Raw genomic sequence first — 25,338 nt, 5'->3', positions numbered from 1 at the left:
CGAAGAAATAAGGTCAATTCTTGGAGATTTTGTACGAAACTGCGGGGATAAACCCCTTAATTTGCGGTGGTAACCGCAAGTGGCAAACTATGAAATGGAAGAAATTTAGCGGAAGCTATGCAGAAGTGGCGAGGTTAAGTTTCTATAGCTGATTGGGAAAAAGCAGCCGGAAAGAAGCTTGATGATGATTTGAAAATGGTCTGATGCGAGCTGTATTTAAAGACAGTTACGTATCACCAGAAAGTCGAATACAGTTCCCTTGCAGATGAGTCGGAGTCATATCTTTTTTTAAGATACTCGTATTTGAGATTCTCCATTATATTTCTTGCGGACACGATTCCGATAACTTCTCCATTATCCTTAATCGGCACTCTTCGAATGTGATTTTCAATCATTACATTCTGCGCGTCAAAAACAGACATATTTACGTTAACAGTTTTTATGGGCGACGTCATATAATCTCCGACCTTTGCTTTGCTGCAGACTATCTCTTTTGCGACAACCTTTACAAGCATATCCCTTTCTGAAAAAATTCCGAGAACATTTTTTGCGCTCCCTACAAGAACAGAGCCTATTGATTTTTTTGCCATGATTTTCGCGACTTCTCTTATTGTCATGTCTTTATCGACAAATGTGGGTTTGTGCATTATCTCTTTTAGGCTCATACAATTACAATGTTGATGCGGCTATAAAAATTTTCTGCATCAGAAAATAGAAACTTCGTCAATTGTCGCATCATTCTGCAACATTTTTATTGAATTCTTCAACCATATGCTCTTCTTTATTAAACTTTTCCGATTCAGGCGTTTTCTGCGGTTCATTTGATTCGGAGTTATTGTTTTTCTTTTCTTCATTGTTTTCTTCAACAGGCTGATTTTCCTCATTTTTTTTCGCGGCTTTCTTATCTTCTTTTTCAATTTTTTTTGCGAAATAAGACTTCACTTCTTCGTGATTTTTCAGGCTGAAGTAATCGAGAAATTTTTGCGTTATGGAAAGAATATTTGTATGTCCGTGAGCCTCTGATTTTATGAAGCTTTTTTCAATAAGATCTTTTATATGGTCGTATGCGCGATTCCCTCTGATTTCGATTATTTCGCTTTGCTTTACAGGGCTTTTGTATGCAATAAGGGAAAGTGTCTGAAGCGTTGCTCTTGAAAAATCCCTGTTTGGCGCAAGATGCTCGACGTGCTTTATAAATTCGTCTTTTATCCGCAGCTCAAAGCGGCCCGAGTCCTCAGACACTTTGATTCCGTGGCTGTCATAATCCACTTCCATTGATTTTAGGACGCCAAGCAACTCTTCGTCAGGGACTATGTCAATGCCCTTTACTTTTTTTAGTTCTTCGAGAGTCAGGGGCTTTGCCGCTATGAAAAGCGCTGCCTCAACCAGGTTTTTTAAGTGCTGCATGAATATCCCTATATAACATAATAATATCTTTGAATGTATTTATGCTTTAAAATCGCTATACTGTTCGTCTTCTAATCACCCTCAATTTCCTAAGTTTCGCTGCGCCGCCAGGCGTTTTCGAAAGGCGCGCGTAAAACCTCTCAGCTAGGATTATCTGCGCGTCTATTAGCGGCCCGACCTGCTTTTTCCAGACTGCGCGCGGGTGGGTTTTTACAAAGTTAGCCCAGCGCTCGACAAAGTCATTATTCATTCCATTTTTTATCGTGCTGCTTGGTTCACAATTCATAAATTCAATGAGGTGAGTTTTTATATCGCGCTCGCATTTATTCATACGTTTGTCAAAAGCAATCGCATAATCCGTGCAGTTATTCATTTCCTCACCGAATAATATTACATAAGGTCTATTTTATAAATAGGCTTAAAGTTTTTTTCGCAGTTCCCTTATCCTGTCCCTCAAGAATATCGCGCGCTCAAAATCAAGGCTCTCTGCCGCCACTTTCATTTCGGCATCAAGTGAGACAAGCTCGTCGTGAAGCTTGATTTTATTTGTCGGCGCTATGGCAGAAATGCCTGCTTCTGCAGATTCAACTGCCTTGACAATCGTTTTTGGCGTTATGCCGTGCTCATTATTATAAGCCATCTGAATTTTTCGCCTGCGATCTGTTTCATCAATTGCTTCTTTCATTGACCTAGTCATTACGTCTGCATAAAGTATGATGCGTCCATTGACGTTTCGAGATGCTCTGCCGATTGTCTGAATAAGTGAGCGTGCATTTCTCAAAAAGCCCTCTTTGTCTGCGTCAAGTATAGCTACAAGCGCGACCTCGGGCACATCCAGTCCCTCCCTCAAGAGATTTATGCCAACAAGCACGTCAAATTCGTTTGCGCGCAATCCGCGTATTATCTCCGTGCGGTCAAGCGTTGCGATTTCTGAGTGCAGGTAGCGCGCTCTGATTCCTTCTTTTAGAAGGTATTCTGTCAAGTCTTCTGCAAGGCGCTTTGTAAGCGTGGTCACAAATACTTTGTTGCCTGCTTCTTTGGTTTTTTTGATTTCGCAAAGCAGATCCGGAATCTGGCCGCTTGTTTTGCGCACCTCAATTATAGGGTCTATAAGCCCTGTTGGGCGAATAATCTGTTCGGCAATGCAAGTACTTTCCTTTAATTCGTAGTCAGCAGGAGTTGCAGAGACAAAAATAACGCGGTTCATAAATTTCTTGAACTCATCGAATTTCAGCGGCCTGTTGTCAAACGCGCTTGGCAGGCGGAATCCGTACTCCACAAGATTTTTTTTCCGCGACCAGTCCCCTCCGAACATCCCGTGAATCTGGGGGATTGTTGCGTGCGATTCATCAATCACTATCAAAAAATCATCCCCGTAAGCCTCCCTGAAAAAGTCAATCAGGCAGTTTGGCGCTTCGCCTGGTAACCTTGCGTCAAAGTGGCGCGAATAATTTTCTATCCCGCTGCAATAACCCATTTCCTTTATCATTTCAAGGTCGTATTTTACGCGCGTCCGCAGGCGCTCTTCGTAAAGCGGAGGGAGAGACGCAGCCCATTCTTTTAATTCTTCCTGAATTGTTCCGATTGCACGATTTATGGATTCTTCTCCTGCGATAAAATGCTTTGCAGGAAATATGAGCGTGCCTTCAAGGTTCCCGAGAATTTTGCCGTCTTCGGGATTTACATAGCTGATTTTTTCTATCTCGTTGCCGAAGAATTCCACGCGCGTAATTTTTGTGTCATATCCTCCGATAATGTCAACAGTATCTCCTCGCACCCGGAATCTGCCCGGCAGAAGCTCTATGTCGTTTCGCTCATATTGCATTTCAACAAGCCTGGAGACGAGCGCTTTCTGCGCCATTAATTTTTTGGCATTTATTTGAATCGTAAATTTCCGGTACTCAATTGGCGAGCCCAATCCGTAGATGCACGAGACGCTTGCGACAACAATTACGTCTTTTCGCGTCATTATCGATGTTGTTGCGGACAGGCGCATGCGCTCGATTTTCTCGTTGATTGAGGCGTCTTTTTCAATGTAAGTATCTGTCTGGGGAATGTAGCTTTCGGGCTGGTAGTAGTCATAATAGCTGACAAAATACTCAACAGCATTTTTTGGAAAGAATCCTTTGAACTCGCTGAAAAGCTGTGCTGCAAGCGTTTTGTTGTGGGATATTATGAGTGTCGGCATCCGGAGCCGTTCGATTACATTAGCTATGGAAAAAGTCTTGCCCGAGCCCGTAACGCCAAGAAGTGTATTGAGTCCCGGTTTTTTCGCGCATTCAACAAGCGCATCAATTGCCTTTGGCTGGTCGCCTTTTGGCTTCATATCTGCGATGAGCTTGAAGTCCATGAATTAATGATATGTGAAGAAGAATAAAAAGACTATGATTCGAATAAAATTATGCGCTTCGTTTTCCAAAAATTCTTTTGTAGTGCTCATTATACAGCGGCTTGGGTATTGATTTCACAGAAAGGTAAATGCACAAAGGAATAATTATCAAATCATCAAGCTGCCCGAGCACAGGAATAAAGTCAGGAATTATGTCAAATGGCGTTGCAAGATACGCCAAGGCAATAAACAGGAAAATTTTTGAAATGCGCGGGGTTCTTTTGTCGCGATATAGCGCGTTGTATAATTTGAGATAATTTTTGATATTTGCCTTGAATCCGTTGAACTTGCCCATGACTAATTATTGGAGAGATTATTTTTAATTGCTGCGTATCCAATATAGCACATGCTCAAAAATACGAACAAAGCCCCAAATGAACCGGGCATTTATATCATGCGCAATTCTGAAGCGGTTATCATCTACGTCGGCAAGGCAAAGAACATAAGAAAGCGCGTAGCATCATATACTCCATCACGGCCGCATGATATGAAAACCAGCCAGCTCATTCAGGAAGCAGAAAGCATTGAATATATAATTACCGACAACGAAGTCGAGGCCTTAATTCTTGAGGCAAAGCTTATTTGGGAGCACAAGCCCAAATATAACATAGATTTGAAGGACAGCTCGGGCTATCCGCATATCAGAATTACGCTTGAGGAAGAGTTTCCGAGAATTTTTATTACGCGCGAGAAAAAGAGTAAGGTGTCTTTATATCTTGGTCCATATACGGATGTAAAATCAGCGCGCAGAGCCGTGAAATTGGCTATTGAGATATTTGGCATCCGGATTTGTAGGGCACTGCCAAAATACAGATGCCTCAAGCACGACACAAAATTATCATCTCGTTCCGCTGCGCTTCACTCGAAGCTTTCGAACCCAATGCAAATTATGAATGGTTCAAAATCATCTCGCTTCGCTCGAAGCTTTTCCTGCTTCACAGGAAAATGCAGCGAGCCATGCATAGAAAATATAACAAAAGAGGATTATAGAAAAAATGTCGAGAAAGCGGTTTCATTTTTGCGCGGAAATGTTGATGATGTGATTCTTGATTTGCGCGAAAAAATGCGAGGGGCATCAAGCGCACAGAATTACGAAGCAGCAAAAATTTACCGCGATGAAATCGCGTCTGTTGAAATCCTTTCAGTGCGCCAGAAAATTGATCGCGAGCGGGAATATAATGAGGATGTTATCAATTACGTGCGCGCAGACGGCATATATTTTGTGCAGGTTTTCAACATCCGGCGAGGCATTCTTTTGGGCCGGACAAAGCATGAGGCAAAATCTCAGGACGAGCCGCGCAAATTTTTGGCTGATTTTTTGAAGCTGCATTATTACAGCGCTCCGATGCCGGAAAAAATAATTCTGCCCGAGGAGCCAAAAGATATTAGAGTTCTTGCGGATTATTTTGGAACGATTTCAGGAAAAATGGTTGAGCTTTCTGTGCCAAAGGCAGGAACCAAAAAGAAGATTCTTGAGATGCTCTTGAAAAACATAACTCACGACATTGGCGCGAAATGCGCCGCAGAACTCATAGAGTTAAAAGATGCTCTCGGACTTTCGTCAGTGCCAATTGTTATTGAATTCTTTGACGTGTCAAATATATCTGGAAAATGGCTTGTCGGCGCCATGGTGCAGTTCAGGAATGCTGAGCCGGATAAATCCAATTACCGCCGCTTCAGGATATTGGGTGTTCCAGGGCAGGACGATTTCGCTTCAATGCAGGAAATTGTCTGGCGAAGGTACTCCCGTCTTGTGCGCGAAAACAAGCCATTGCCGAATTTGGTTGTTGTTGACGGAGGCGCGCCGCAACTAAGCGCAGCAATCTCTGCAATGGCTGACGTAGGCGTTGATATTCCTTTGGCTGCTCTTGCAAAGCGCGAGGAGGAAATATATCTTCCCGGGCGAGCAAAGCCGCTTATTCTCGAGCGAAGAAGCGCGGCGCTCCGGCTGATGCAAAGAATGAGGGATGAAGCGCACAGGTTTGCGATATCATACCATAAACTTTTGAGAAGAAAGAACATTAAATGATTCAAAATTATTCGAGTATATATATACATATTCATCACAATAATATCTATGCTTTCTGAAAAAACTATGGCGTTTCTAAAGGCGAACAAACTTGCCGCGATTTTAGGCGCGCTTTTATTGATTGTTATTTTTTTATGGTTCTTGTCTGCTACATCAGGATCTTTGACAAAATCAGGGACTAGTATGCGATCGGATGGCATGTCTCTTGGCGTTTCTTCATCTATTGCACAAGAATCTGCATCGTATAAAAACGCTGCCGGAGGCTTTGGCACTAATTATCAATCAAATTCCGCACCCTCATCGTCTTCAGGTTCTTATGTAGAAGTCAAGGAAGGCTCGATGACCATTGACACAAAAAATGCAGAAAGCGACTCAACAGCAATCCGTTCGCTTGCGGAATCTTCTGGCGGATATATAGAAGACACGCGCAAATCCGACAATGACTACAGCACGAATATCAATTTGCGCGCAAGAGTCCCAGAAGCGAAATTCCAGAGCTTTGTTGATTCTTTGAAAAATCGCTATGATGAGAAGGACTTTACAGTTTCATTTTACAGAGTATCTACGCAAAGAGAAATAGATGAATTGAGCATAATAAATACTGCTTATGGCAATTACGCCGAAATCAGAAATAGAACTATGCAAATAAAGCTTGATGAAAACCAAATAAATCTTCTTTTTAAAATCACACAAAATGAGCTTGAGCTTAAGCGCCTTGAGAGGCAATACACGTCATCACTTTCTGACAAACAGGCAAGAAGCGAATATGCGACAATAACTATCGCGCTTGTTGAGAAAAAGACAGTTAAAATAATGCCTGAAAATATTGGAAACCAATTGCGCATGAAAGCGAAAAATGCATTGTCCGACATCTCAAACTCTTTGATGGATATATTTACCGGCAGCATCGCGGTGTTTGTTAGCGCAGTGAAATACGTGATTTACATAATACTTTTTGTGATACCGGTGATTTTTGGATATAGGATTCTAATGGGTGTGTATGGTAAAGTATCTGGCAAAGTATAATTTGTATCTGCTGTTAAAGCCCGCGCAATATATCCACAACAGAACGTGAAGGTTCACTATTATCTTTTTCAAAGATATTTTTGTAGCTATCCTTTTGTACAGTTCTTACATCTTCTATTTTCGTTATAATCTTTCTTGCTCGTGTAGAATAATATTCCTCTTCGCATTCGCAGCATTTCACATATGGTTGGGAGCCTTTGTGCACAAAAACATGAAAATAGAATTTATGTATGTCTCTATTCCCACACACTTCACATGGCATGAATTCCTGAATTACTTCGCGAATTTTCATAGAGATCACTTTTTTACACCACTAAGGAGTAAAACATACGCCTAACTAAGAACATAATCTTTATAAATCTTTTAAACGCGCGATTAAGCCACTCCCCTGTCAAAATGCCCCGTAGTATATCCTTTTTTGATTTTTTTGTCGTCGAACTGCTCGCCTGAAAGGATTTTGCGGTAGATGCGCACAAATTTATCCGCATCATTCTCAGTGTCAATATAGAAATAGTTTATGCCGGAATCGAGATAATTGCGCGCCTTATTGAACAATCCCAATTGCTTTGAGTTAATGATTTCTGTTATTCCATTGTTATTTCTGACTCGAAAATGCCTGCCTTCTTCATCAACAAGCTCTGGCGCTTTCAATTTCTGCCTGCTGTTCATAATCACAATATCGCCATGCGCAAGGACAATAATGCGCTTGTTTTTGAGCGCAGAAACTTCCTTGAAATTCAATTCCGGCGAAATTATGGGCACGCCGCGATAGAAATTCAGGTCAATATCATTGAAACAGTTGAACGAATAATCCAGATGCAGTTCATACCCTTCAAGAAATCTCAAAAGTCCGCGGTTTCCGACAAGAACGCCTTCCGGCTTTATCTCTTTTATTTTTTCTGCGATTTCAATAATCTGCGTATCCGAAAGAATGCGCGGCGTGTAAACAAAAAATTTGGAGTTTTTCAATTGCTTTTTTACTTCCGAGCAATCGGCTTTTTGAACATCGTAATATACCACATCAGCTCCTGATTTGTCAGATAAAAGCGCGGATGTTTTGTTGTAGCATTTTGCAAAGATTTTGACGCCGTCGTTATTTGCAATATTTTCAAACTGTGGCAGGGTAATTTTTGTTTTTTGCAGATTCGCATTAATCGGCATTATTTCATCACCAAGCGCGAATTTCATATCAACCGAAGACGTCTTGTATACCGGGCTGCCATCAGGCGCGCCCAGTGTATCGAGTTCTATGATATCGCCATCGTTTGCCTCCAGTACATTCGCGCCGTCTTTTGTGATTTTGTTCTGCGTGCAACCAACAACTTTATCGCTAATCCAGATGCCGACGCCGTCGCCAACTTTTAGATTCGTTCTCAGTTTCAGTTTGCCCTGTTGGAGCGTTCCAAGAAATATGCCGCGGTTCATAGGCTTTCCGGAATCAAGAATGCTGTCGCAAAAGCTAAATCCTGTTGTGAATTCGCGGTTGAACGCAAGCATTAGTTCTTCGAGATCTTTTTTATCAATTGTTTTATTATTAACTGAAAAAGCTCCGCCATAATATGCTTCAATATATTTTCTGTAAATCCGCGCAACTGTAGCCACATAAAGCGGGCTGCGCATCCTGCCTTCTACCTTTAATGATGAGAAGCCTGCATTGATTAATTCCGGAATCTTTTCAAGCAGGCACAAATCCATTGTGCTCAAGGCATATTTGTTATTGTACTTCATCCTGCATGGCTGGGCGCACATTCCGCGGTTTCCGCTTCTTCCGCCGGCAATGGATGAGAACAGGCACTGGCCGCTGTATGAAAAACAAAGCGCTCCGTGCACAAAACATTCTGTTTCATATTTTTTCGAGATTTCTGCAATTTCTGCGATTGAAATCTCGCGCGCAAGCACTACGCGGTTGATGCCATCAGGAATTGATGCGCTGTTCGTGGTTGTTGTCTGTGTTGAAAGATGGATTTTCATGCCTGGAAAGTTCTGTTTTATTATCTGAACAAAGCATGGATCTTGTATTATTAATGCATCTGCTTTTGCAGAATGGGCCACATTCATTAACCGGAAATATTCGGGAAGTTCGTCGTTTTTTACGAGTGTATTGAATGTTACATATACTCTGACATTTCTTTTATGGCAATAATCGATGGCGGATGCTATGTTTCTTTCATTAAAATTGCCTGCGGACTGCCGCGCGTTAAACCGGTTCATGCCAAGATATACCGCGTCTGCGCCGTTGTTTACTGCCGCTCGAAGGCTGTTCTCGTTTCCTGCCGGCAGCAGGAGCTCGACTTTAGTCATAGGATTTGATTGTCCGCATGTATTTTAATATGTGTTCACCAATATTAACCATGCCCAACAAATGCACAAAATGCGGGAAACTGCATGATGACGATGCCAATTATCTTCTCACTACAGGGTGTGATTCATGCGGCGGGCGGTTCTTTTTCTTTGTGAGAGAGGGTTATGTTCCTGAAGTCGAAGAGGAAGTGTCGCGCATAACTAAAAAGGAAATGAAAGAGATAGAACGAGATATTCGAAGCATACTGCCAATAAGGGTGTGGGAGAGAAAAAGCATAGAAATAAAAGATGGGAAAATAAAAGAACGTAAAAATAAACAAGAAAAAGGAGAACAAGAAGAAGAAACAGTTGTGCTTGATATCGAAGCAATAAGAGTCATAAAGCCCGGAAAATACCGGATAAATGTTGAAACCCTATTCAATCAGAAGCCCATTGTTGTTAAAGTGGGCGCGGGCAAATACGAGATAGACTTCTCAGTTATTGCGGAGAAATTCGGGGCAACTAAAAAATGAATTATCAAACCTATCAGACATATACTAGCAGCTCTTGCGGATTCTTTTCGATTTTACGTATTATTCTGGCAGGGCCTATAACGGTCATGCCTCGCTTTTTTCCAGTGGTTATCTGAAACAGGAAATCCCTTATTTTGCTAGATGCACTGCCCTTTTCAGGCATTACTTCAATAGAGCTTAATTCAATGCCTGCAAATTTTTCAGAAATGTGCTCCATTGTTATTTTTATGAGTTCTGCCTCATGTGCGGGCGATAGTTTTGCATCAATTAGTATTATGGTGTCTTTTTTCAGATCTTTTATCAGCTTTCCGAAATTATCGCCCGTTGTCTTTTCATACGGTATGAACTTTATCTTGAGATTAATCATAATCACCTTTAAATCATGTCGAATAGCTTTGCGTAGAATTCCTTTATGTTGATGCCTTCCTTTGCGCTTATGCCTATTGTTTCATAGTTCGGGAATGCTTCCTTTACAGTTTCTATACTTGCCTTTTTCAGGTCAATCTTGTTTCCGACAACAAGCACAGGAATTTTTCTTGCGTCAAGGTTGCCAAGAAGTGTGATGTTCACCTGGTTCATCGGATCCTGAGTTGAATCAATGACCACAAGAACAAGGTCCATATTATCGAGCCACTTTATCGCTTCTATAACGCCTTTTGTAGCTTCTTTTGCGCGCTGTTTCGCTTCTTTTGCCTTCATTCCGAATTTTAAAAAGTCTTCGAAATCGATTTTTGTTGCGATTCCTGGCGTGTCAACAAGATTAAATGTCATTGATTTTCCATTGTGCTCGATTGTGACCTTTTCTTTCATCTGGATTTCGCGCGTTTCATGAGGGATTGCAGACGCAGTGCCAAGCTCTTCGCCAAGCCAGTCCATGCATATTCTGTTTGCAAGCGTTGTCTTTCCGGCATTGACAGGACCGTAGAGGCCGATTTTTATATCTTTCTTTTTGCCGAAGATTTTTGAAATAAAAGAATTGAGCATTTTTCTTAATCTTGAGAGCATTAATTATATTCCTCATTATTCTTTATATACGTATTGATATATCGAAATATCGGTTTAAAAGTGGACATAATCTATTGCAGTGTGGATGGAGGATTCTGCGTTGTACAAACAGTATATTTGAGAGAAAGGAATTTATGGCGCCTAATCGATTAAAGAATTACATCTTAGCAAGCTTATCAAAGACGTTTTTATACTTATGTTTAAGAATGGTGCCACGTTTATGCGCGTCTGCTACGGAAATCTTATCAAAGACATTATTCGTATTTGCTTTCTTTTCCATACACATCATTAGTTGCCCGATTATTTAAATGTTTCTCTAACGAATTTTAATGCTTCGTCGTACGTATACTTTCTTTGAGCAAGCTCAAGCATAAAATTGACGACTTTATCGTCTTTGTTATCCCAAGACTTCGGGAAATGAACATCAATTTTTTCAAAAGTTAAATTTATACTTAATTCAATGTACCTAAAATACAAAAAAGTCATTAATGCAGTTCTTTTATTGCCATCAAAGAAAGGGTGCCTTGTGGTGATTTCATGCATTAAAAATGTTCCGACTTCCGCATTATTTGGATTCCGATCGTTTCCGTGAGATATCTTTTGCCCCAGTTTTATTGCCTCGTACACTATGTGCTCCAAATCGCTTTCGCTCCTCAAATTCTTTTCCGGTTCATATCCTGTTGCAGTTTTGTGCAGATCTTTGATTATTTCTATTACTTGTTTAATGATTTCTTTTGAGATTTTTTCCATAAGAATTATTTGGAGAGAATGAATTTATAGATGTTTAAATGATCGCGTTTAAAGTGCATCCTATGACTATGTAATTGTAAGCGCGAATCCCGCAATGCTGAAAATAGAAACAGCGCGGTCAGGCAAAGAATCCAGAAGATGTAATTTCTTTTCATATGAAAGCCCATTACGTATCGTTTCAGTGTATGTGTTGACTAGAATGTTTAAAAGGTTTTTTAGCAGTTTCTGGTGCGCGCGCATACACTTTTTTATTCGTTCTAACTTCAATAGCGCAAATAGGGCACCAAGTACCCGCATATTTCACACTTAGCGGTGTACTAACCCGCTCATGATTCTCTTTACATCTCCAATGAAGTTTAGTTTTTGCATTTACATATGTTTCAGAAAGGCATAACCCGCCACGAGAGATTGCTATTTTTTTCAGTTCTTCAATAGTTAATCGTTTTTTTATTCCATTTGCTTTAACGGCACATTTTGGACACCATGCGCCATGTTTTACACTATCTGGACTTGCAGTCCATTCATGTCCTCCCTTACAACGCCAACGGATTTTTGTTTTAGCAGTAATATAGCTATCAGAAAGACACAATCCCCCACGAGATACTGCAATCTTTTTCATTTTTTCAATCGTTAATTTCTTTAACATTTACTTCCTCTTCTATCGTTGCGCGCCTCATTCCAACTCATCCACTTCCTCATCGCTTTCCCGCGCCTGAGTCGCTTTCAAAATCATCTCGCTATCGCTCGAAGCTTTTGAACCCAAAGACGTTGGTGAATGGTTCAAAACCTTTTTCAAAAAATGCCCTGTGTAGGACTGCGCGAATCCCGCAACTTCCTCCGGCGTACCGGCGGCAATCACGCGCCCTCCGGCGTCGCCGCCATCAGGCCCCAAATCAATCACCCAGTCTGCGGTTTTTATGACATCAAGATTGTGCTCGATTACAACAACAGTGTTCCCGCGTTCTGCAAGCCTGTTTAGCACAGAAAGAAGCTTTTTCACGTCGTCAAAATGCAATCCTGTTGTCGGCTCATCCAGTATATACATAGTTCTTCCGGTTCCTCTTTTTGAAAGCTCTGATGTCAGTTTAATTCTTTGCGCCTCGCCTCCTGATAAAGTTGTCGCAGGCTGTCCGAGTTTCATGTAGCCAAGGCCAACATCGCGCAAAGTCTCTAACTTTCTCGAGATATTAGGCACTGCTTCAAAGAACGTAAATGCCTCATCTACAGTCATATCAAGCACATCTGCAATTGATTTTCCCTTGTATTTCACTTCAAGGGTTTCTGATGAATAGCGCTTTCCCTTGCACACTTCGCAGGGCATGTATATATCTGCCAGAAAATGCATCTCGATTTTTATCACACCTTCACCTTCGCACGCGCTGCATCTGCCGACAGGAACATTAAAGCTGAAGCGTCCGGGGCCATAGCCGCGCTGCCGTGCATCCGGAGTTATTGCGAACAAATCCCTGATGTCTCCGAATAATTTGGTGTATGTCGCAGGATTAGACCTTGGCGTTCTTCCAATCGGGGATTGGTCTACTGCAATAACTTTGTCAATATTGTGGATGCCTTCAAGCGATTTGTATCTTCCGACAGTTTCGCGCGAGCCATACAATCTATGCATCAATGCAGCGTACAGCGTGTCTGTAATCAGCGTTGATTTTCCAGAGCCTGACACGCCTGTGATGCACACAAGGACTCCAAGCGGAATTCGAACATCAATATTTTTCAGGTTGTTTTCTGATGCGCCATTTATTATCAGGCACTTGCTGAAGGCGCGCCTTCTTTCAGGCAAAGGTATTGATTTTTTCCCGACAAGATACTGTCCTGTCAGCGATTTTTCGTTTCGCATAATTTCTTCAGGCGTTCCCTCTGCGACAACATGTCCGCCGTGCACTCCTGCGCCCGGACCCATGTCAATCAAATGATCCGAAGCAATCATGGTTTCTTCGTCATGCTCTACAACTATTACGGTATTTCCCAAGTCGCGCAGGCGCTTTAGCGTGCCTATTAGTTTTGTATTGTCGCGCTGGTGCAGCCCGATACTTGGCTCATCCAGGACATACATCACGCCGACAAGGTTTGAGCCAATCTGCGTTGCAAGCCTTATCCGCTGCGCCTCGCCGCCGGATAATGTTCCCGACGCGCGCGATAGAGTCAAATAATCCAGGCCCACATTCATCATGAATTCAAGGCGCGCGTTTATCTCTTTCAATATGAGCTTTGCAATTGTCCTTTCGCGTTCAGTCAGCTTGTTGCTAAGGCTGTCGAAAAATTCAAGGCAGTTTTTGATCGGCATGCCAGTTATTTCCATTATGGACTTTTCAGCAACAGTCACTGCAAGCACTTCTTTTTTCAGCCTTTTTCCGCGGCACATCATGCACGGATTCTCGCGCATGTATTCCATTATTTCTTCTTTGCGCGCTTCTGATTTTGTCTCGGAATAGAGCCGCTTGAGATTGTTCACCACACCTTCAAAGACAGTATTTGTTACCCAGCTGCTTCCGGACTCTTGCAGGTATTCGGTTCTTACTTTCTCGCCGCCCGAGCCATAAAGAATAATGTTTAGCTCTTCCTTTTTGAGGTCTTTTATCGGCGTGTCTGCTCTGAAGCCATATTGCTCTGCAACAGCTTCGAGCCTTTGCATATAGAATGATTTGAAGCTTCCGCTCCAGGGCTTAATCGCGCCTTCGCGGATTGTAATATTTTTGTCAGGGATTATCAGGTCGACATCAAATTCCAGCTTCACTCCAAGTCCCTGGCATTCGGGGCAAGCGCCGAAAGGGCTGTTAAACGAGAACATTCGCGGAGTGAATTCAGGCAAGGATACGTTGTCTTTTGGGCATGCGAATTTCTGGCTGTAAAGCGTCTCGTTTTTTCTTTCAAATGTTGAAGCTTCGCGCTTCAACTTTGAAATGGCTTGAAAATCCGAAGGATTTTCACGACCTTCAACAATAAGAACAAGCCCTTCTGCCTCGCGCAGCGCGGTTTCTACCGAATCAGAAAGCCGTGTCTTTATTTCGGGGCCGATGACGAGCCGGTCAACAATGATTTCAATGCTGTGCTTTTTCTGTTTGTCAAGCCTTATTTCTTCATTTGAATTCTCGGGCACTCCATTCACACGGATTTTTGTGAATCCTTTTTTTAAGAATTCTTTGACAAGCGTTGTGTATTCGCCCTTTCTCTGGCGAATGACCGGCGACAGTATCTGGACCTTTGTGCCTTCGGGCATTTTCATGATTTGCTCAACGATTTCATCCACGCTTTGCGGCCTGATTTCATCGCCGCAGACAGGGCAGTGAGGATGGCCGATTCTTGCAAAAAGAAGGCGCAAATAATCATAAATTTCAGTTACAGTCCCCACAGTTGAGCGCGGGTTCTTGCTTGTGGTTTTTTGATCAATAGATATTGCCGGCGATAATCCGTCGATAGAATCGACATCCGGTTTGTTCATAAGGCCTAGAAACTGTCTTGCATAAGGCGACAAAGATTCAACATATCTGCGCTGGCCTTCAGCATAAAGCGTATCGAATGCAAGAGTTGATTTTCCTGAGCCTGAGACTCCGGTTATCACAACCAATTTGTTGCGCGGTATGGCTACGTCTATGTTTTTCAGGTTGTGCTCTCGCGCTCCGCGAATTATGATTTTATCGTCTTGCATATTAGGCACTCCATAAGTTTCACGCGTTCTTTCAAAGAAAAAGTCATGAAACTCTTGCGTACCGCGGCCTGTTTGAGTTTCAAGCCATTTCAAGGTTTGCTCCGCGCTGAAGCGCGACCTAAACTATTGAAAGTGTTTTGTATAATCTTATGCACTTCTTAAGGGCGCAGGCAAGAATTGTACGCGAAGTTTTTAAAGGCTAATTGTTTGAGGTTGCCGATAGAGCAGAGTATGATGCAGTTGTCATTTTCTAAAATATTCTCTCAGATATTTACAATATGTCTTTGCAGTCAATAAAAAATATTTGCTGAATGGATTGTTGTAAAATGACGCCCTCATATAACAATGAATTGTACAGTTCTTGCAAAATTGAAACTTGCCTTCGCTAGCCTTTAGCTTTTTGATTTCTTCTGAATTGTATATTTCAAATAGATTGTTATTGATTTTGATTTTTTTAGTGGTGTGATGATAACATGGAAGAAGCAGAAAATTATCCGGAGAAATCACAATTGTTGAACTTATTGCTTTGCATACTGGATTTTGGACATTATTTCCGCCGTCAAGAATTAATTCAATATTTGCAAGATCGGATACAACGAACGGCTGGCTGAAATATTTCTTGATGTCGGTTGCCGCGCTTTTCGAAATTGCATCATTTTCAAAATATTCAAAACAAGGATTTAGTATTAGTGTGCATTTTTTATCCTGCGCGAATTTTATTAATGACGGCAAACTCTTGAAATTCTCATCTGTAACTGTGTGAATCAAATATATTCTCTGTTTTTTTTCTTTTGCAATTTCAATGCTTTTAATTACATCTGCGTAGGATGCGACACCGCGGATTTTGTTATACTCCTTTTCATCTGCGGATTCTAAGGAAAACTGCAGTTTGTCAACAAACCCTTTCAACTCGGATGCATATTTTGGATAAAGCAGGCAATTTGTTGTAATTGTTGTATAGAATCCTTGTTTTTTTGCTTCCCTGAGTGCGCCAATGAGATGCGGATATAATAGCGGCTCGCCGCCGGTAAAATCGATAACTTTAACCCCCAGCCTCTTTAGAGCCATTAAATTGTTTTTTATTTGCTCCAAATTCTGTTCTTTTAAATAGAACTTGCTTTTGTCTTTCCAGATATTGCAGAACACACACCTTGAGTTGCATCTCAAAGTTACGTAGTAATTACAAAGAACCGGGCTCATAACATCGCAGACATTAATAAACTACTAAAGATTAATATATTCGTGGATTTTAATGAAAATTGATGTGCATATACATACGGTTTTTTCGCGGGACGGATTCATTAATTTGAAACAGGCCGTATTGCGCGCGAAACAAACAGGAATTGATTGTTTTGCAGTCACTGATCACAACAATATCAAGTGTCATGCCTTTGCAAAATCAATAAGCAAGCAACATGATTTTCCGATAATTTTGGGTTCTGAAGTAAAGACTGTTTCCGGCGAAATTCTGGCATTGGGGATTAATGAGTCTGTAAAGCCCAAAATGAGCGCAGAAGAAACAATAGATGCAATACACAGCATGGGCGGAATTGCCATTGCATCACACCCATTTTCTTTTTTACTTTATCACCAAGGAATCGGAAGAAAAATAACTTCTTTAAAAATAGATGCTGTTGAAGCTTTCAATGCAAGGACGCTGATAGGAAACGGCATTACCCAGAATACTGCACTTAAGCATAAATTGTCCATGGTTGCAGGAAGCGACGCACATACGCTTTCAGAAATAGGCAACGCATATACTGAAGTTTATGCAGATACTGTGGAGGGTGCTCTGAAGCAGATTAAAAAAGGAAAAACAAGAATGTACTGCAAAAATGTGTCTTTTGTTTCTGTTTTTAATTGGTATTGTATGAAGTTTAAGCGGCGGCTATCTTTTGGATAAATGCGTCTTTATCAGATTGTTTGCATACTTGATTCTTTGTATGGCCCCTACATTAGTTATCAAAGCAACCGTCCATAGTGTGACACTGATAGCATCGTATCCATAGATTGCTGGATATATCATTGAAAGCACTAATCCTGCAATTAATATTGTAAATCTGTCTGCGCGTTCGCCTATTGCCGGCCAGTCGTGGTTGTCTGCAGGTATAACTATTGCAAGCCGAGGCTTTGCGTAGCTGATAATCAGGCTTCCGGTTATTGCGAAGAATGCAGGCACTGCATAGCCTGCCAGCGCAAAACCTGAATAAATTATTATTTCAACATACTTATCCACCATTGCATCAAGATAATTTCCAAACGGAGTGACTTTGTTCTGGACTCTTGCAATATTTCCGTCGATTATATCGACTATGCCGGAAAGAGCCATGAAAAAAATTGCATATAAATATTTGATTTGGATGATGTAATATGCAGAGATTGCTGCGAAGATTATTGCAGAGAGTGTAACGATATTCGGATCTATTTTCGTTTTGCTTATTATTTTGCTTATTTTTACAAGAATATCATTATTTCTGGTGTGGACCATTTTGCTTAACATACATTATGTTTTGAATTAAGTAATTTAAGCTTTATTCAGAGGTATTTTATGTATTTGTTTGCGCTTTGAGCAGATATCTTACAAAATACCTGCGAAAAGATACGGTAACTGAGTGCGTGTAGTTCTAGTGAATTGACTATTGATGCGCAAAAGTCTTCTGATTTGCAGGCAAAAATCATATGAGCCAAGATTTAAAAATATGTTTGGCAAAAGATATGTATGAATTCAGTTGTTATGTTGTTGAACGCACAGGAACCGGAATTTTTATCTTATTCAGAAATACGCGAAGAAACGCAGGAATTCGATTCCTCTAATTTTTATTCATTTATGCAGCCTAAAATGCGGCAAATAGATGTGTTTAGTTTCAATAAGCTCTACATTGATTCATTTAACCAAGAACTCATGAACAACGAATTTTTAAATTATCCTGTCGAAGTTTCAGGAGCTTTTAGCGAAGCACGTAAAGAGGCGGCTGAAGACATTCTTGAATATATGATGTCAAACGGCATATTGAAAAGCGGGGAGATCGATTCTATTTATCTTGATAAACACTTGCCGAAAAATGTTCTTGGCAGGACGGAGTTTGACGAATATTCGGATAACGTTACTGTAGCATACCGACCAGAAATATTCAATAAATCATATAAAGATGTTAGAGACCCGGTTATCAGCCAGGCTATAAAATACATACAGGCGCGCACTTTGAAGCATGAGCGAGTCCATGAAGAAATGCTTGGAAGTCCGGATGCATATCGTGCCGTAAGAAATCTTGGCGAAATGAATTATTCTGAAGATGTTTTCAACGGGCTTCTTGAAGGCATTGCCGAGATTGAGACTCTGCAGTCTTTCAAGGATGCCGGAGAATATGGATTTGCCGAAAAAGTTCAAAACGAAAGCCCGTACAAAGAACAGCTGCGAATTGTCGAAAGAATTGAAAACGAATTCAATTATAGTGATGGCGAAAGGATCTATCGCGGAGCCAGAGGATTCTACGAAGCTCTTGCAAAAGGGCTTTTGGATAAGGAAACAACAGATGATTTGCTTGGCGGAATTGAGCTTAAATCCGATTTTATGCCTGCATACGGGCATTTAAGCGTGTGCGGCTCTTTGAAGGAATATGCTTAAGCAGCAAATTCATTCTTCATCCATTTGCCATACCTATGCTTTTCCATTATTTTTGTCTTTATCTTCTGCTTCTTGCTGATAACCATATCTTCAAGAGATTCAAGAAGCTTGCTTGTGACATCAATAATATCTCGGCCATAGTCCCTGACTACAAAAAGGCCGTTGTCAGTATTTACCTTTATCCTTATACTGTGTTTCTGATTTTTTGGATTGTCCGTATGGTATGATTTGTAGTGTATTGTGAATAACTGGATTTTTTCGATTGCAGAAAGTTTATGCACTGCTTCGTTAATCATCCGATGAATCTGGTCCTTTTCAAAAGTATTGATTCCGTTTTCATCATCAAGGCCGGATATTTGTATGTTTATGGTGTCTACTTTTTTCTGTTTTGCCAGGTGTGCGACAATATCTTTTGGGACAACAATGCCTATGGGCATTGAATTATTGTCTATAATTACTACGCTGATGATGTCCCTAACAAGTGCGTCTTTAAAAGCGAATTCAATAGGGTCTCCGATGATTGCTGTTGCCGGCTTGTCGTTCATCAAAGCTTTTACAGGCATCTTGCCTTCAGTCATAATTTCCGGCGCATAGACATATGCCGCATTGCTGTTGTCTTTTGCTCGCGTACCGCGATTTATATCTCCCTTACCACGGTTTTCTTCCTTGCTGAATATTTCCTTCATAAGGTCAAACGACTTCAGTATTCCGACAAGTTTGCCGTCGCGATTTACCACAGGCAGCCTGCTTATGTTTGATTCGCGTATCATTGAAAATGCAGTTCCAAGCATGTCTGTTTCAGCAACAGAAAGAGGCTCCGGAGTCATGAAATCTTCCACTTTTTTACCCTTTAGCACACCGCTCTCAATCGCACTTTTTAGCACGTCTTTTTCTGAAACAATGCCTACTAACTTTCCATTTTCAACAACCGGAAGCACCTTTTGGTTAAGGCGGTACATATAATCCGATATATCGATTATGCTTGTTTCAGGTGTTATTTCAGGTGGCTTCACTATGTACTTTCCAATCTGCGTCTGAATTATAGGGCGCCTGTAAAGCCTTGCAAGCTGCTTGTATCCAAAGAATCCTACAAAGGTTTTTTCATCAAATACGGGCACATTATGTATTTTCTTATTAATCAGAATCGGAAGAACTGTTTTCAGCGTGTCATTTATATTTACCGAGATTATCTCAGAACTCATCACATCTCTTGCCGTTAATTCATTAATGGATTTTTTCATTACGCTCACCAGAATAAATGATTTGAATTTTGTGCAATTATCCTGCAAATAATTCGCTAGTTATCTTTAATAATTGTTGCAAGCCTTTTTTACACATTCGATTATTGACGAAACGTCATTCCTATTTAGCGATGAAACTCTTTTTTCAAGAGTCTCCGGAACCAGTTTTAGTTTTTCTACAATCTCTTTTGCGCTTCTTTTTGTCAGAATCTCCTTTGCGCCGGTTCTTTTAGATGCGAATATCACTGCTTCTCGCATTGCGTTTTTTGCAATTTTGTCATCCTCTCGTAAGAATTCCTGGAGGAAATATCCAAAGAAACCGGGCTTTTTTTTAGGTGCTATCGAAACGACTTTAGAGTTCACGCGCGGCACTGGAAAGAAGCAATTGCGCGGAACCTCTGCAATCAATTTGATGTCAAAGAATATCTGTGATTTGATGGATAGGATCGAATAATTTTTATCGTTGCTCTTTGCAAGAATCCGTTCGGCAAACTTTTCCGGAACGCAGATAACCGCGAGCGCAAAATCCGTAAAAATAAGCCTTTGCAATAGTGCTTCACATATTTGATATGGCAGGTTTGAGACGAGCTTGTCAAACTGCGGAAGCTTCACTTTCAACGCGTCTGCAATGATGATTTCAATATTGCCAAATTCTGCGGTTTCTTTCTTTAGCGTGCTGGAAAGCGCATTGTCTTTTTCAATCGCATAGACTTTCTTCGCTTTTTCTGCAAGCAGTTTCGTAAGGTTTCCTACGCCTGCGCCGATTTCAAGAACAACATCGCCTTTTTTTAGTTTCGCGGCAGACACTATCTTTTTCAGCATTTTTTCGTCAATCATAAAATGCTGGTCTGCGTCGGGATTTGGCGCGATGCCGTATTTTTCAAGAATGTCTGTTGTTTTCAGAAAAATCACTATTTACTGCTTTTTCTTCATCCTGACTCCGCCGCCTTGCGCGTCTTCAAGAAGTATTCCTTGCGCGCCCAATTCTTTTCGTATCTCGTCAGCGGTTTTCCAGTCCTTGTTTTTTCGCGCTTCCTGCCTTTTCTCGACAAGCGCTTTCTGCGCATCCGTGAGCGCGACTTTTTCATGCGCAAGAACGCCAAGAATTTTATCAAATTCATTCATTGCCTCAAGAACTTCAGCCGCATTTGCAGTGCTAAGGTTCTTTTCTTCGATTGCCTTGTTTGCAACGGACACGAGATCAAACATAGCCTGCAATGCCTTTGGCGTATCAAGGTCGTCCTGCATAGCTTCTTTGAAAGTTTCAAGTGATTTTTTTGCAGATTCACTTATCGTTTTATTGTCAGTTGCATCCGACTTGAAACCATCAAGCTTGTCGACAAAATCAATAAGCCCGGATACGGTATTTTCCGCAGCATCAAGGGAACCGAACGTGAAGTTCAGCTTCTGGCGATAATGCGAACTCAAAAGCAGGTAGCGCAATCCGCGCGGGTTGTATCCTTTTGCAAGCACATCTCTCAATGTGAAAAAATTGCCAAGAGATTTTGACATCTTTTTGTTTTCGACAAGCAAATGCTCTGAATGAACCCAATAATTGACGAATTTTTTTCCGGTCGCGCCTTCGCTTTGCGCGATTTCATTCTGGTGGTGCGGGAAAATGTTGTCGACTGCTCCTGTATGTATGTCAAAAGTTTCGCCAAGATTCTTAATGCTCATTGCAGAGCATTCAATGTGCCAGCCAGGTCGCCCTTTCCCAAGTTCGGTTTCCCAGAAAATATCTCCGTCGTTTGCATCCCATGCTTTCCAGAGCGCGAAATCCTGAGCATCGTCTTTGCTGTATTCATCTTGTTTTACACGGGCTCCGGCTTTTAGCGATTTTACATCAATATGCGCGAGATTTCCATAATCCTTGAATTTCAATATGCTGTAATATATGCTGCCGTCATCTCCGCGATATGCTATGCCTTTTTCCATCAATGTTTTAATCATCGCAACCATTTCCGGAATTGTTTCTGTTGCTTTCGGATAAACTTCAGCAGGCTCTATGCCAAGCGTTTTTAAGTCCTCAAAGAACGCGTTCGTGTATTTTTCCGTGAATTCCTTTAGGCCAACTTTCTGCTCGCGGCATGCTTTAATTATTTTGTCCTCGACATCGGTGATGTTCATGACCTGCTTTACCGCAAGCCCCGACATTTTAAGAGTCCTTCGAAGAATATCCTCAAAAACATAAGTGCGGAAATTTCCGATGTGAGCAAAGTTATAGACTGTCGGGCCGCATGTGTAGAATCCTGCGAATCCTGCTTTTATCGGCTTGAACGCTTCCTTTTTGCGCGTCATTGTGTTGAAGAATTTAAGGGACATGTAATCACTTTATTTGGGCAGGTATGCAATAAACAAAATATATTGGACTGGCTGTTTTTTAAACTTTATTTTAGGCTTTTGGATGAACTTGTGGCTTTTTCATCAAAATCGCGATTGTAGAAACGCCTATTTCCTTTCCGTCATGTGATTTCAGGGTTTCTGTTGCGGTTTTTATGCTCTCTATCGTGGTGCCTGGAGCGAATTTGTTTTTCACGAGCTCTGCAACATCGACTGCTTTTGAGATTGAATTTCCGCGCGCCTTTATCAAAACCTCTTTTTTTCCTCCGCCAAACTGTGTTATTACTGCAAGAACATAGGACATAAACGGTTTTGTGCCTATGAGTATTGCGTTTTCCGGATTATGGTGGGGCTTCTGAAGTTCCGTAGGATCCTTTTTGGGATTATCGACCATATATTATTTATGCATACATAGATATTAATTCTTTGAAATGACAATAATTTAGCATGAACTCGCTTGTAAACAATATTCTTGAGCAGGGCGTTCTTTTGGATGAGGGCGCGCTTAGCTTTATCAGAGCCAAGGATATGAGTGAGGACTTTGTAAAATTCGCAAAGGAGCGGTCTTGCAAAATAAAGGATATCTCAAACGGCTTTCCGATAATCAACAAGGAAAAGATTAATGTGTTTTTCGAGGATGTTGGCAGAGAGTTTGAGAAACAGTTGCCGAATTCTGTTGCAAAGGAACTCGCAGCTGCGGCGCAAGGGCATAAGACAGCAAAAGACATTGTTTCTTCAGTTCGCATAAAAAATGAATTCAATGAAAAGATGCGCGAAAAAAATATCGACTCGTTTTTTGACTATTATGCAAACAAATATGCGCGCCTTAAATCGATTCTTATGCAGAGGCCTGAGCTTTCAGGCTCGGTTTCGATGAACCGCTTTAGGCCAAATGACCAGAAAACCGAGAAAAATGTTTCTGTAATAGGTATGGTAACCGGGATTTTCCAGTCAAAGCACGGAAATACAATTATTGAGCTTGAAGACCCTACGGGAAAGATAAACGCGTTTATAAAAAAAGACAAAAACATAGGCGAGGACCGCATAGTAAAGGATGAAGTAATCGGCGTCAAAGGAAGCATTTCAAAGAACTATCTTTTTACGGATACCATAACTTTTCCTGATGTTCCGTTTCCGCAGAAGATAAAGACGCTTCCAGAACCTATATGCGCGGCATTTATATCCGACCTTCATTTTGGAAGCAAAGAGTTTTTACCGGATGCAGAAAAAAAGTTCATATATTGGATAAACAACGATCCTAAAGCAAAGAACATAAAATACCTTATCATTGCAGGAGATGTTGTTGACGGCGTAGGGATCTATCCGAGCCAGGAAAAAGACCTTGCAGTTAAGGATATTTATGAGCAATACGCGCTTTTTGAGAAGTTTGTGTGCAAAATACCCGAGCATATCGACATAATCATATCTCCCGGAAATCATGATGCAGTAAGGAGTGCTGAACCGCAATATCCTATTGGAATGGAGTTTCTGCCAAATATATACCATAATAAAAATATTCATCTTGTCTCGAATCCCGCGCTTGTCAGCATAGGCGCCAGTGATGGAAATGAAGGGATAGACATCCTCATCTATCACGGCTCAAGCATTACGGATATTGTTAATGATATACCCTACCTTCGCATGAAAACTATGAAAGAGCCGCAGCATGTGATGAAGGAAATGCTCAGAAAGAGGCATCTTGCGCCGATTTACGGTTCGATAACGCTTTCGCCGGAAGAAAGGGATTATTTTGTGATTGATACTATTCCGGATATATTTCTTACAGGACATTTGCATTCCCATGCAATAGAAAATTATCGCGGCGTCACAATGATTTGCTCAAGCACATTCCAGGGCCAGACCGCGTTTATGGACCGCGTGGGGCATACTGCAAATCCGGGAAAGATATCTGTAGTTGATTTGAAGACGCGCTCGCATTGGGTTGTGGATTTGATGAAATAGAAATTATTTTGAAGTGTATTCAAACCTTTTCTCCACAGTTTTCCAGTCAATCGCCTTAAAGAACGCTTCGATATAATCCGCGCGCCTCAATTCATAATCTGTTATGTATGCGTGCTCGAAAACATCCATTACAAGGAGCGGCGCCGCGCCGGCCAGATGCCCTGCGTCGTGCTCGTTAATCCAGCAGTTGAAAAGCCGTTTTGCAGAAACGTCGTAATAAAGCACAACCCAGCCTATGCCGCGCATTGCTCCGACAGCCCTGAAATCTTTTTCCCAGTTTCCATAAATTCCGAAATCTTTGGTAATTTGTTTTGTAAGCGCGCTGTCCGTGGAAGGTATTCTGAGTTCTTTTATGAGGCTGCCAAAATACAGTTCATGCAGGCGCATTCCGTTGAATTCCCAGCCGAGCCTGCGCTTGAGTTCTGCAAATTCAGGGGTTGCAGTTTTTCCTTCTTTTAGGAGGTCGCGAAGTGCTTCGTCAAGCTTGTTTATGTTCGCGACATAACCCCGATAAAGTGCAAAATGATTCTTCAGCATTATTTCACTGAATCCTTTTATTCCAATCAGATTGTCGAAATTTTTTGCTTCAAACACCATAAAATCACAAGAATATATTTCTAGTGCAGGCATATAAATTCCGCAATACGCCTGCTTAAACGTACGTTGGATGTCGTAGTCGGGTAAATTATATCGGCAAATCATACGCAAAAGGTTAATAAAAGAGAGTGGGGAAGTAGGTGTTATGGTCGAAGAAGGGCGCGCGATTGCGAAGGACGAGGCTAAAGATAAAATAAGGCGATTAGCAAATTCTTTTTCTAACACTCCTGCAAATGATCTTGACAAAAAATCCGAAGAGCAGATAAAGTTTCAGTTTATAGAGCCGCTACTTGAGGCGCTGGGGTGGCAAAAAGAAGATATAGAAAAAGAGCAAAGAGTCCTAAAAGGCAGAGCGGATTACATTTTGAAGTTAGGAAATCAAGAAGTCCTTGTAGTCGAGGCAAAGAGGGCTGGCGTAGATCTTGGCGACGAAGAGGGAAGGCAAGCGGTTTCATACGCATACCACAGAAAAATTAAATTTGCTGTGCTAACT

At 41.3% G+C, this 25,338-nt stretch carries 26 protein-coding genes; 7 read left to right on the top strand and 19 right to left on the bottom strand.

The window, feature by feature from the left end:
* Positions 1–233: 233 nt before the first annotated feature.
* The 5 genes from KKB09_01320 to KKB09_01300 form a co-directional block, all read right to left on the bottom strand.
* Complete coding sequence (locus KKB09_01320; GenBank protein MBU4299834.1) at positions 234–665, bottom strand: CBS domain-containing protein; 432 nt, start codon at positions 663–665, stop codon at positions 234–236.
* A gap of 70 nt (positions 666–735) precedes the next feature.
* On the bottom strand, positions 736–1,407 hold the full coding sequence (gene scpB / locus KKB09_01315; protein ID MBU4299833.1) for an SMC-Scp complex subunit ScpB: 672 nt from the start codon (positions 1,405–1,407) through the stop codon (positions 736–738).
* Positions 1,408–1,462: 55 nt separating this feature from the next.
* The gene (locus KKB09_01310) at positions 1,463–1,780 is read right to left on the bottom strand and encodes a hypothetical protein (protein MBU4299832.1); all 318 of its coding nucleotides are present in this window, start codon (positions 1,778–1,780) and stop codon (positions 1,463–1,465) included.
* A 45-nt stretch (positions 1,781–1,825) separates the two neighbouring features.
* Positions 1,826–3,757 carry an excinuclease ABC subunit UvrB gene (gene uvrB / locus KKB09_01305; protein ID MBU4299831.1) on the bottom strand — a complete coding sequence of 644 codons (1,932 nt, stop codon included), beginning with the start codon at positions 3,755–3,757 and terminating at the stop codon, positions 1,826–1,828.
* A 49-nt stretch (positions 3,758–3,806) separates the two neighbouring features.
* The gene (locus KKB09_01300; protein ID MBU4299830.1) at positions 3,807–4,091 is read right to left on the bottom strand and encodes a DUF1232 domain-containing protein; all 285 of its coding nucleotides are present in this window, start codon (positions 4,089–4,091) and stop codon (positions 3,807–3,809) included.
* A gap of 51 nt (positions 4,092–4,142) precedes the next feature.
* Here KKB09_01300 and KKB09_01295 point away from each other — a divergent pair, with 51 nt between their 5' ends.
* Together KKB09_01295 and KKB09_01290 are read left to right on the top strand one after the other, a co-directional pair.
* Complete coding sequence (locus KKB09_01295; GenBank protein MBU4299829.1) at positions 4,143–5,825, top strand: excinuclease ABC subunit UvrC; 1,683 nt, start codon at positions 4,143–4,145, stop codon at positions 5,823–5,825.
* Positions 5,826–5,873: 48 nt separating this feature from the next.
* Positions 5,874–6,851 carry a DUF4349 domain-containing protein gene (locus KKB09_01290; GenBank protein ID MBU4299828.1) on the top strand — a complete coding sequence of 326 codons (978 nt, stop codon included), beginning with the start codon at positions 5,874–5,876 and terminating at the stop codon, positions 6,849–6,851.
* A 13-nt stretch (positions 6,852–6,864) separates the two neighbouring features.
* Here KKB09_01290 and KKB09_01285 read toward each other — a convergent pair whose 3' ends face one another.
* Together KKB09_01285 and KKB09_01280 are read right to left on the bottom strand one after the other, a co-directional pair.
* Positions 6,865–7,143 carry a hypothetical protein gene (locus tag KKB09_01285; protein MBU4299827.1) on the bottom strand — a complete coding sequence of 93 codons (279 nt, stop codon included), beginning with the start codon at positions 7,141–7,143 and terminating at the stop codon, positions 6,865–6,867.
* Between the two features lie 83 nt (positions 7,144–7,226).
* Positions 7,227–9,152 (bottom strand): U32 family peptidase, encoded by a 1,926-nt coding sequence (locus tag KKB09_01280; GenBank protein ID MBU4299826.1) that lies wholly within the window; start codon positions 9,150–9,152, stop codon positions 7,227–7,229.
* A 50-nt stretch (positions 9,153–9,202) separates the two neighbouring features.
* Between KKB09_01280 and KKB09_01275 the strand changes: the two genes are divergently transcribed.
* Positions 9,203–9,664, top strand: coding sequence for a Zn-ribbon domain-containing protein (locus KKB09_01275; protein MBU4299825.1), 462 nt, complete (start codon positions 9,203–9,205; stop codon positions 9,662–9,664).
* 13 nt (positions 9,665–9,677) lie between these two features.
* Here the strand turns inward: KKB09_01275 and KKB09_01270 are convergent, their stop codons facing one another.
* The 6 genes from KKB09_01270 to KKB09_01245 all read right to left on the bottom strand — a co-directional run bounded on the left by KKB09_01270 (position 9,678) and on the right by KKB09_01245 (position 16,280).
* On the bottom strand, positions 9,678–10,031 hold the full coding sequence (locus KKB09_01270; GenBank protein MBU4299824.1) for a DUF2073 domain-containing protein: 354 nt from the start codon (positions 10,029–10,031) through the stop codon (positions 9,678–9,680).
* 8 nt (positions 10,032–10,039) lie between these two features.
* Positions 10,040–10,669, bottom strand: a complete 630-nt coding sequence (locus tag KKB09_01265) for a GTP-binding protein (protein MBU4299823.1) — start codon at positions 10,667–10,669, stop codon at positions 10,040–10,042.
* A gap of 300 nt (positions 10,670–10,969) precedes the next feature.
* Entirely contained in the window at positions 10,970–11,419 is a 450-nt protein-coding gene (locus tag KKB09_01260; protein MBU4299822.1) for a Fic family protein, read from the bottom strand.
* A 178-nt stretch (positions 11,420–11,597) separates the two neighbouring features.
* A complete protein-coding gene (locus tag KKB09_01255) occupies positions 11,598–12,065 on the bottom strand; it encodes a zinc-ribbon domain-containing protein (protein MBU4299821.1) in 468 nt (155 codons plus the stop codon).
* Positions 12,066–12,092: 27 nt separating this feature from the next.
* Positions 12,093–15,080: an excinuclease ABC subunit UvrA gene (gene uvrA / locus KKB09_01250; protein ID MBU4299820.1), complete on the bottom strand. Its 2,988-nt coding sequence runs from the start codon at positions 15,078–15,080 to the stop codon at positions 12,093–12,095.
* 243 nt (positions 15,081–15,323) lie between these two features.
* On the bottom strand, positions 15,324–16,280 hold the full coding sequence (locus KKB09_01245; GenBank protein ID MBU4299819.1) for a radical SAM protein: 957 nt from the start codon (positions 16,278–16,280) through the stop codon (positions 15,324–15,326).
* 52 nt (positions 16,281–16,332) lie between these two features.
* On the opposite strand from KKB09_01245, the gene KKB09_01240 reads away from it, so the two are divergent.
* Positions 16,333–16,983 carry a PHP domain-containing protein gene (locus KKB09_01240; GenBank protein MBU4299818.1) on the top strand — a complete coding sequence of 217 codons (651 nt, stop codon included), beginning with the start codon at positions 16,333–16,335 and terminating at the stop codon, positions 16,981–16,983.
* On the opposite strand, the gene KKB09_01235 is transcribed toward KKB09_01240, so the two are convergent.
* On the bottom strand, positions 16,969–17,580 hold the full coding sequence (locus KKB09_01235) for a CDP-alcohol phosphatidyltransferase family protein (GenBank protein ID MBU4299817.1): 612 nt from the start codon (positions 17,578–17,580) through the stop codon (positions 16,969–16,971). The two genes, KKB09_01240 and KKB09_01235, sit on opposite strands and share 15 nt — an antisense overlap.
* A gap of 219 nt (positions 17,581–17,799) precedes the next feature.
* On the opposite strand from KKB09_01235, the gene KKB09_01230 reads away from it, so the two are divergent.
* Positions 17,800–18,705, top strand: a complete 906-nt coding sequence (locus KKB09_01230; protein MBU4299816.1) for a hypothetical protein — start codon at positions 17,800–17,802, stop codon at positions 18,703–18,705.
* Here the strand turns inward: KKB09_01230 and KKB09_01225 are convergent.
* The 4 genes from KKB09_01225 to albA form a co-directional block, all read right to left on the bottom strand.
* A complete protein-coding gene (locus KKB09_01225) occupies positions 18,702–19,946 on the bottom strand; it encodes a CBS domain-containing protein (GenBank protein MBU4299815.1) in 1,245 nt (414 codons plus the stop codon). The genes KKB09_01230 and KKB09_01225 overlap by 4 nt on opposite strands.
* Before the next feature lie 66 nt (positions 19,947–20,012).
* The gene (gene rsmA, locus KKB09_01220; GenBank protein ID MBU4299814.1) at positions 20,013–20,858 is read right to left on the bottom strand and encodes a ribosomal RNA small subunit methyltransferase A; all 846 of its coding nucleotides are present in this window, start codon (positions 20,856–20,858) and stop codon (positions 20,013–20,015) included.
* 3 nt (positions 20,859–20,861) lie between these two features.
* The gene (gene cysS, locus KKB09_01215) at positions 20,862–22,268 is read right to left on the bottom strand and encodes a cysteine--tRNA ligase (protein MBU4299813.1); all 1,407 of its coding nucleotides are present in this window, start codon (positions 22,266–22,268) and stop codon (positions 20,862–20,864) included.
* Between the two features lie 70 nt (positions 22,269–22,338).
* Entirely contained in the window at positions 22,339–22,680 is a 342-nt protein-coding gene (gene albA / locus KKB09_01210; protein ID MBU4299812.1) for a DNA-binding protein Alba, read from the bottom strand.
* Positions 22,681–22,733: 53 nt separating this feature from the next.
* Here albA and KKB09_01205 point away from each other — a divergent pair, with 53 nt between their 5' ends.
* Positions 22,734–24,248, top strand: coding sequence for a DNA-directed DNA polymerase II small subunit (locus KKB09_01205; GenBank protein ID MBU4299811.1), 1,515 nt, complete (start codon positions 22,734–22,736; stop codon positions 24,246–24,248).
* A gap of 3 nt (positions 24,249–24,251) precedes the next feature.
* Here KKB09_01205 and KKB09_01200 read toward each other — a convergent pair whose 3' ends face one another.
* Positions 24,252–24,845 carry a Fe-Mn family superoxide dismutase gene (locus KKB09_01200; GenBank protein ID MBU4299810.1) on the bottom strand — a complete coding sequence of 198 codons (594 nt, stop codon included), beginning with the start codon at positions 24,843–24,845 and terminating at the stop codon, positions 24,252–24,254.
* Positions 24,846–24,990: 145 nt separating this feature from the next.
* On the opposite strand from KKB09_01200, the gene KKB09_01195 reads away from it, so the two are divergent.
* Positions 24,991–25,338: type I restriction enzyme HsdR N-terminal domain-containing protein (locus tag KKB09_01195; GenBank protein ID MBU4299809.1), on the top strand; the 348-nt coding region annotated here is incomplete at its 3' end.

This window comes from Nanoarchaeota archaeon, from assembly GCA_018897155.1.
Lineage (GTDB): Archaea > EX4484-52 > EX4484-52 > EX4484-52 > LFW-46 > LFW-46.
This window is presented reverse-complemented; position numbering and strand designations above follow the sequence as displayed.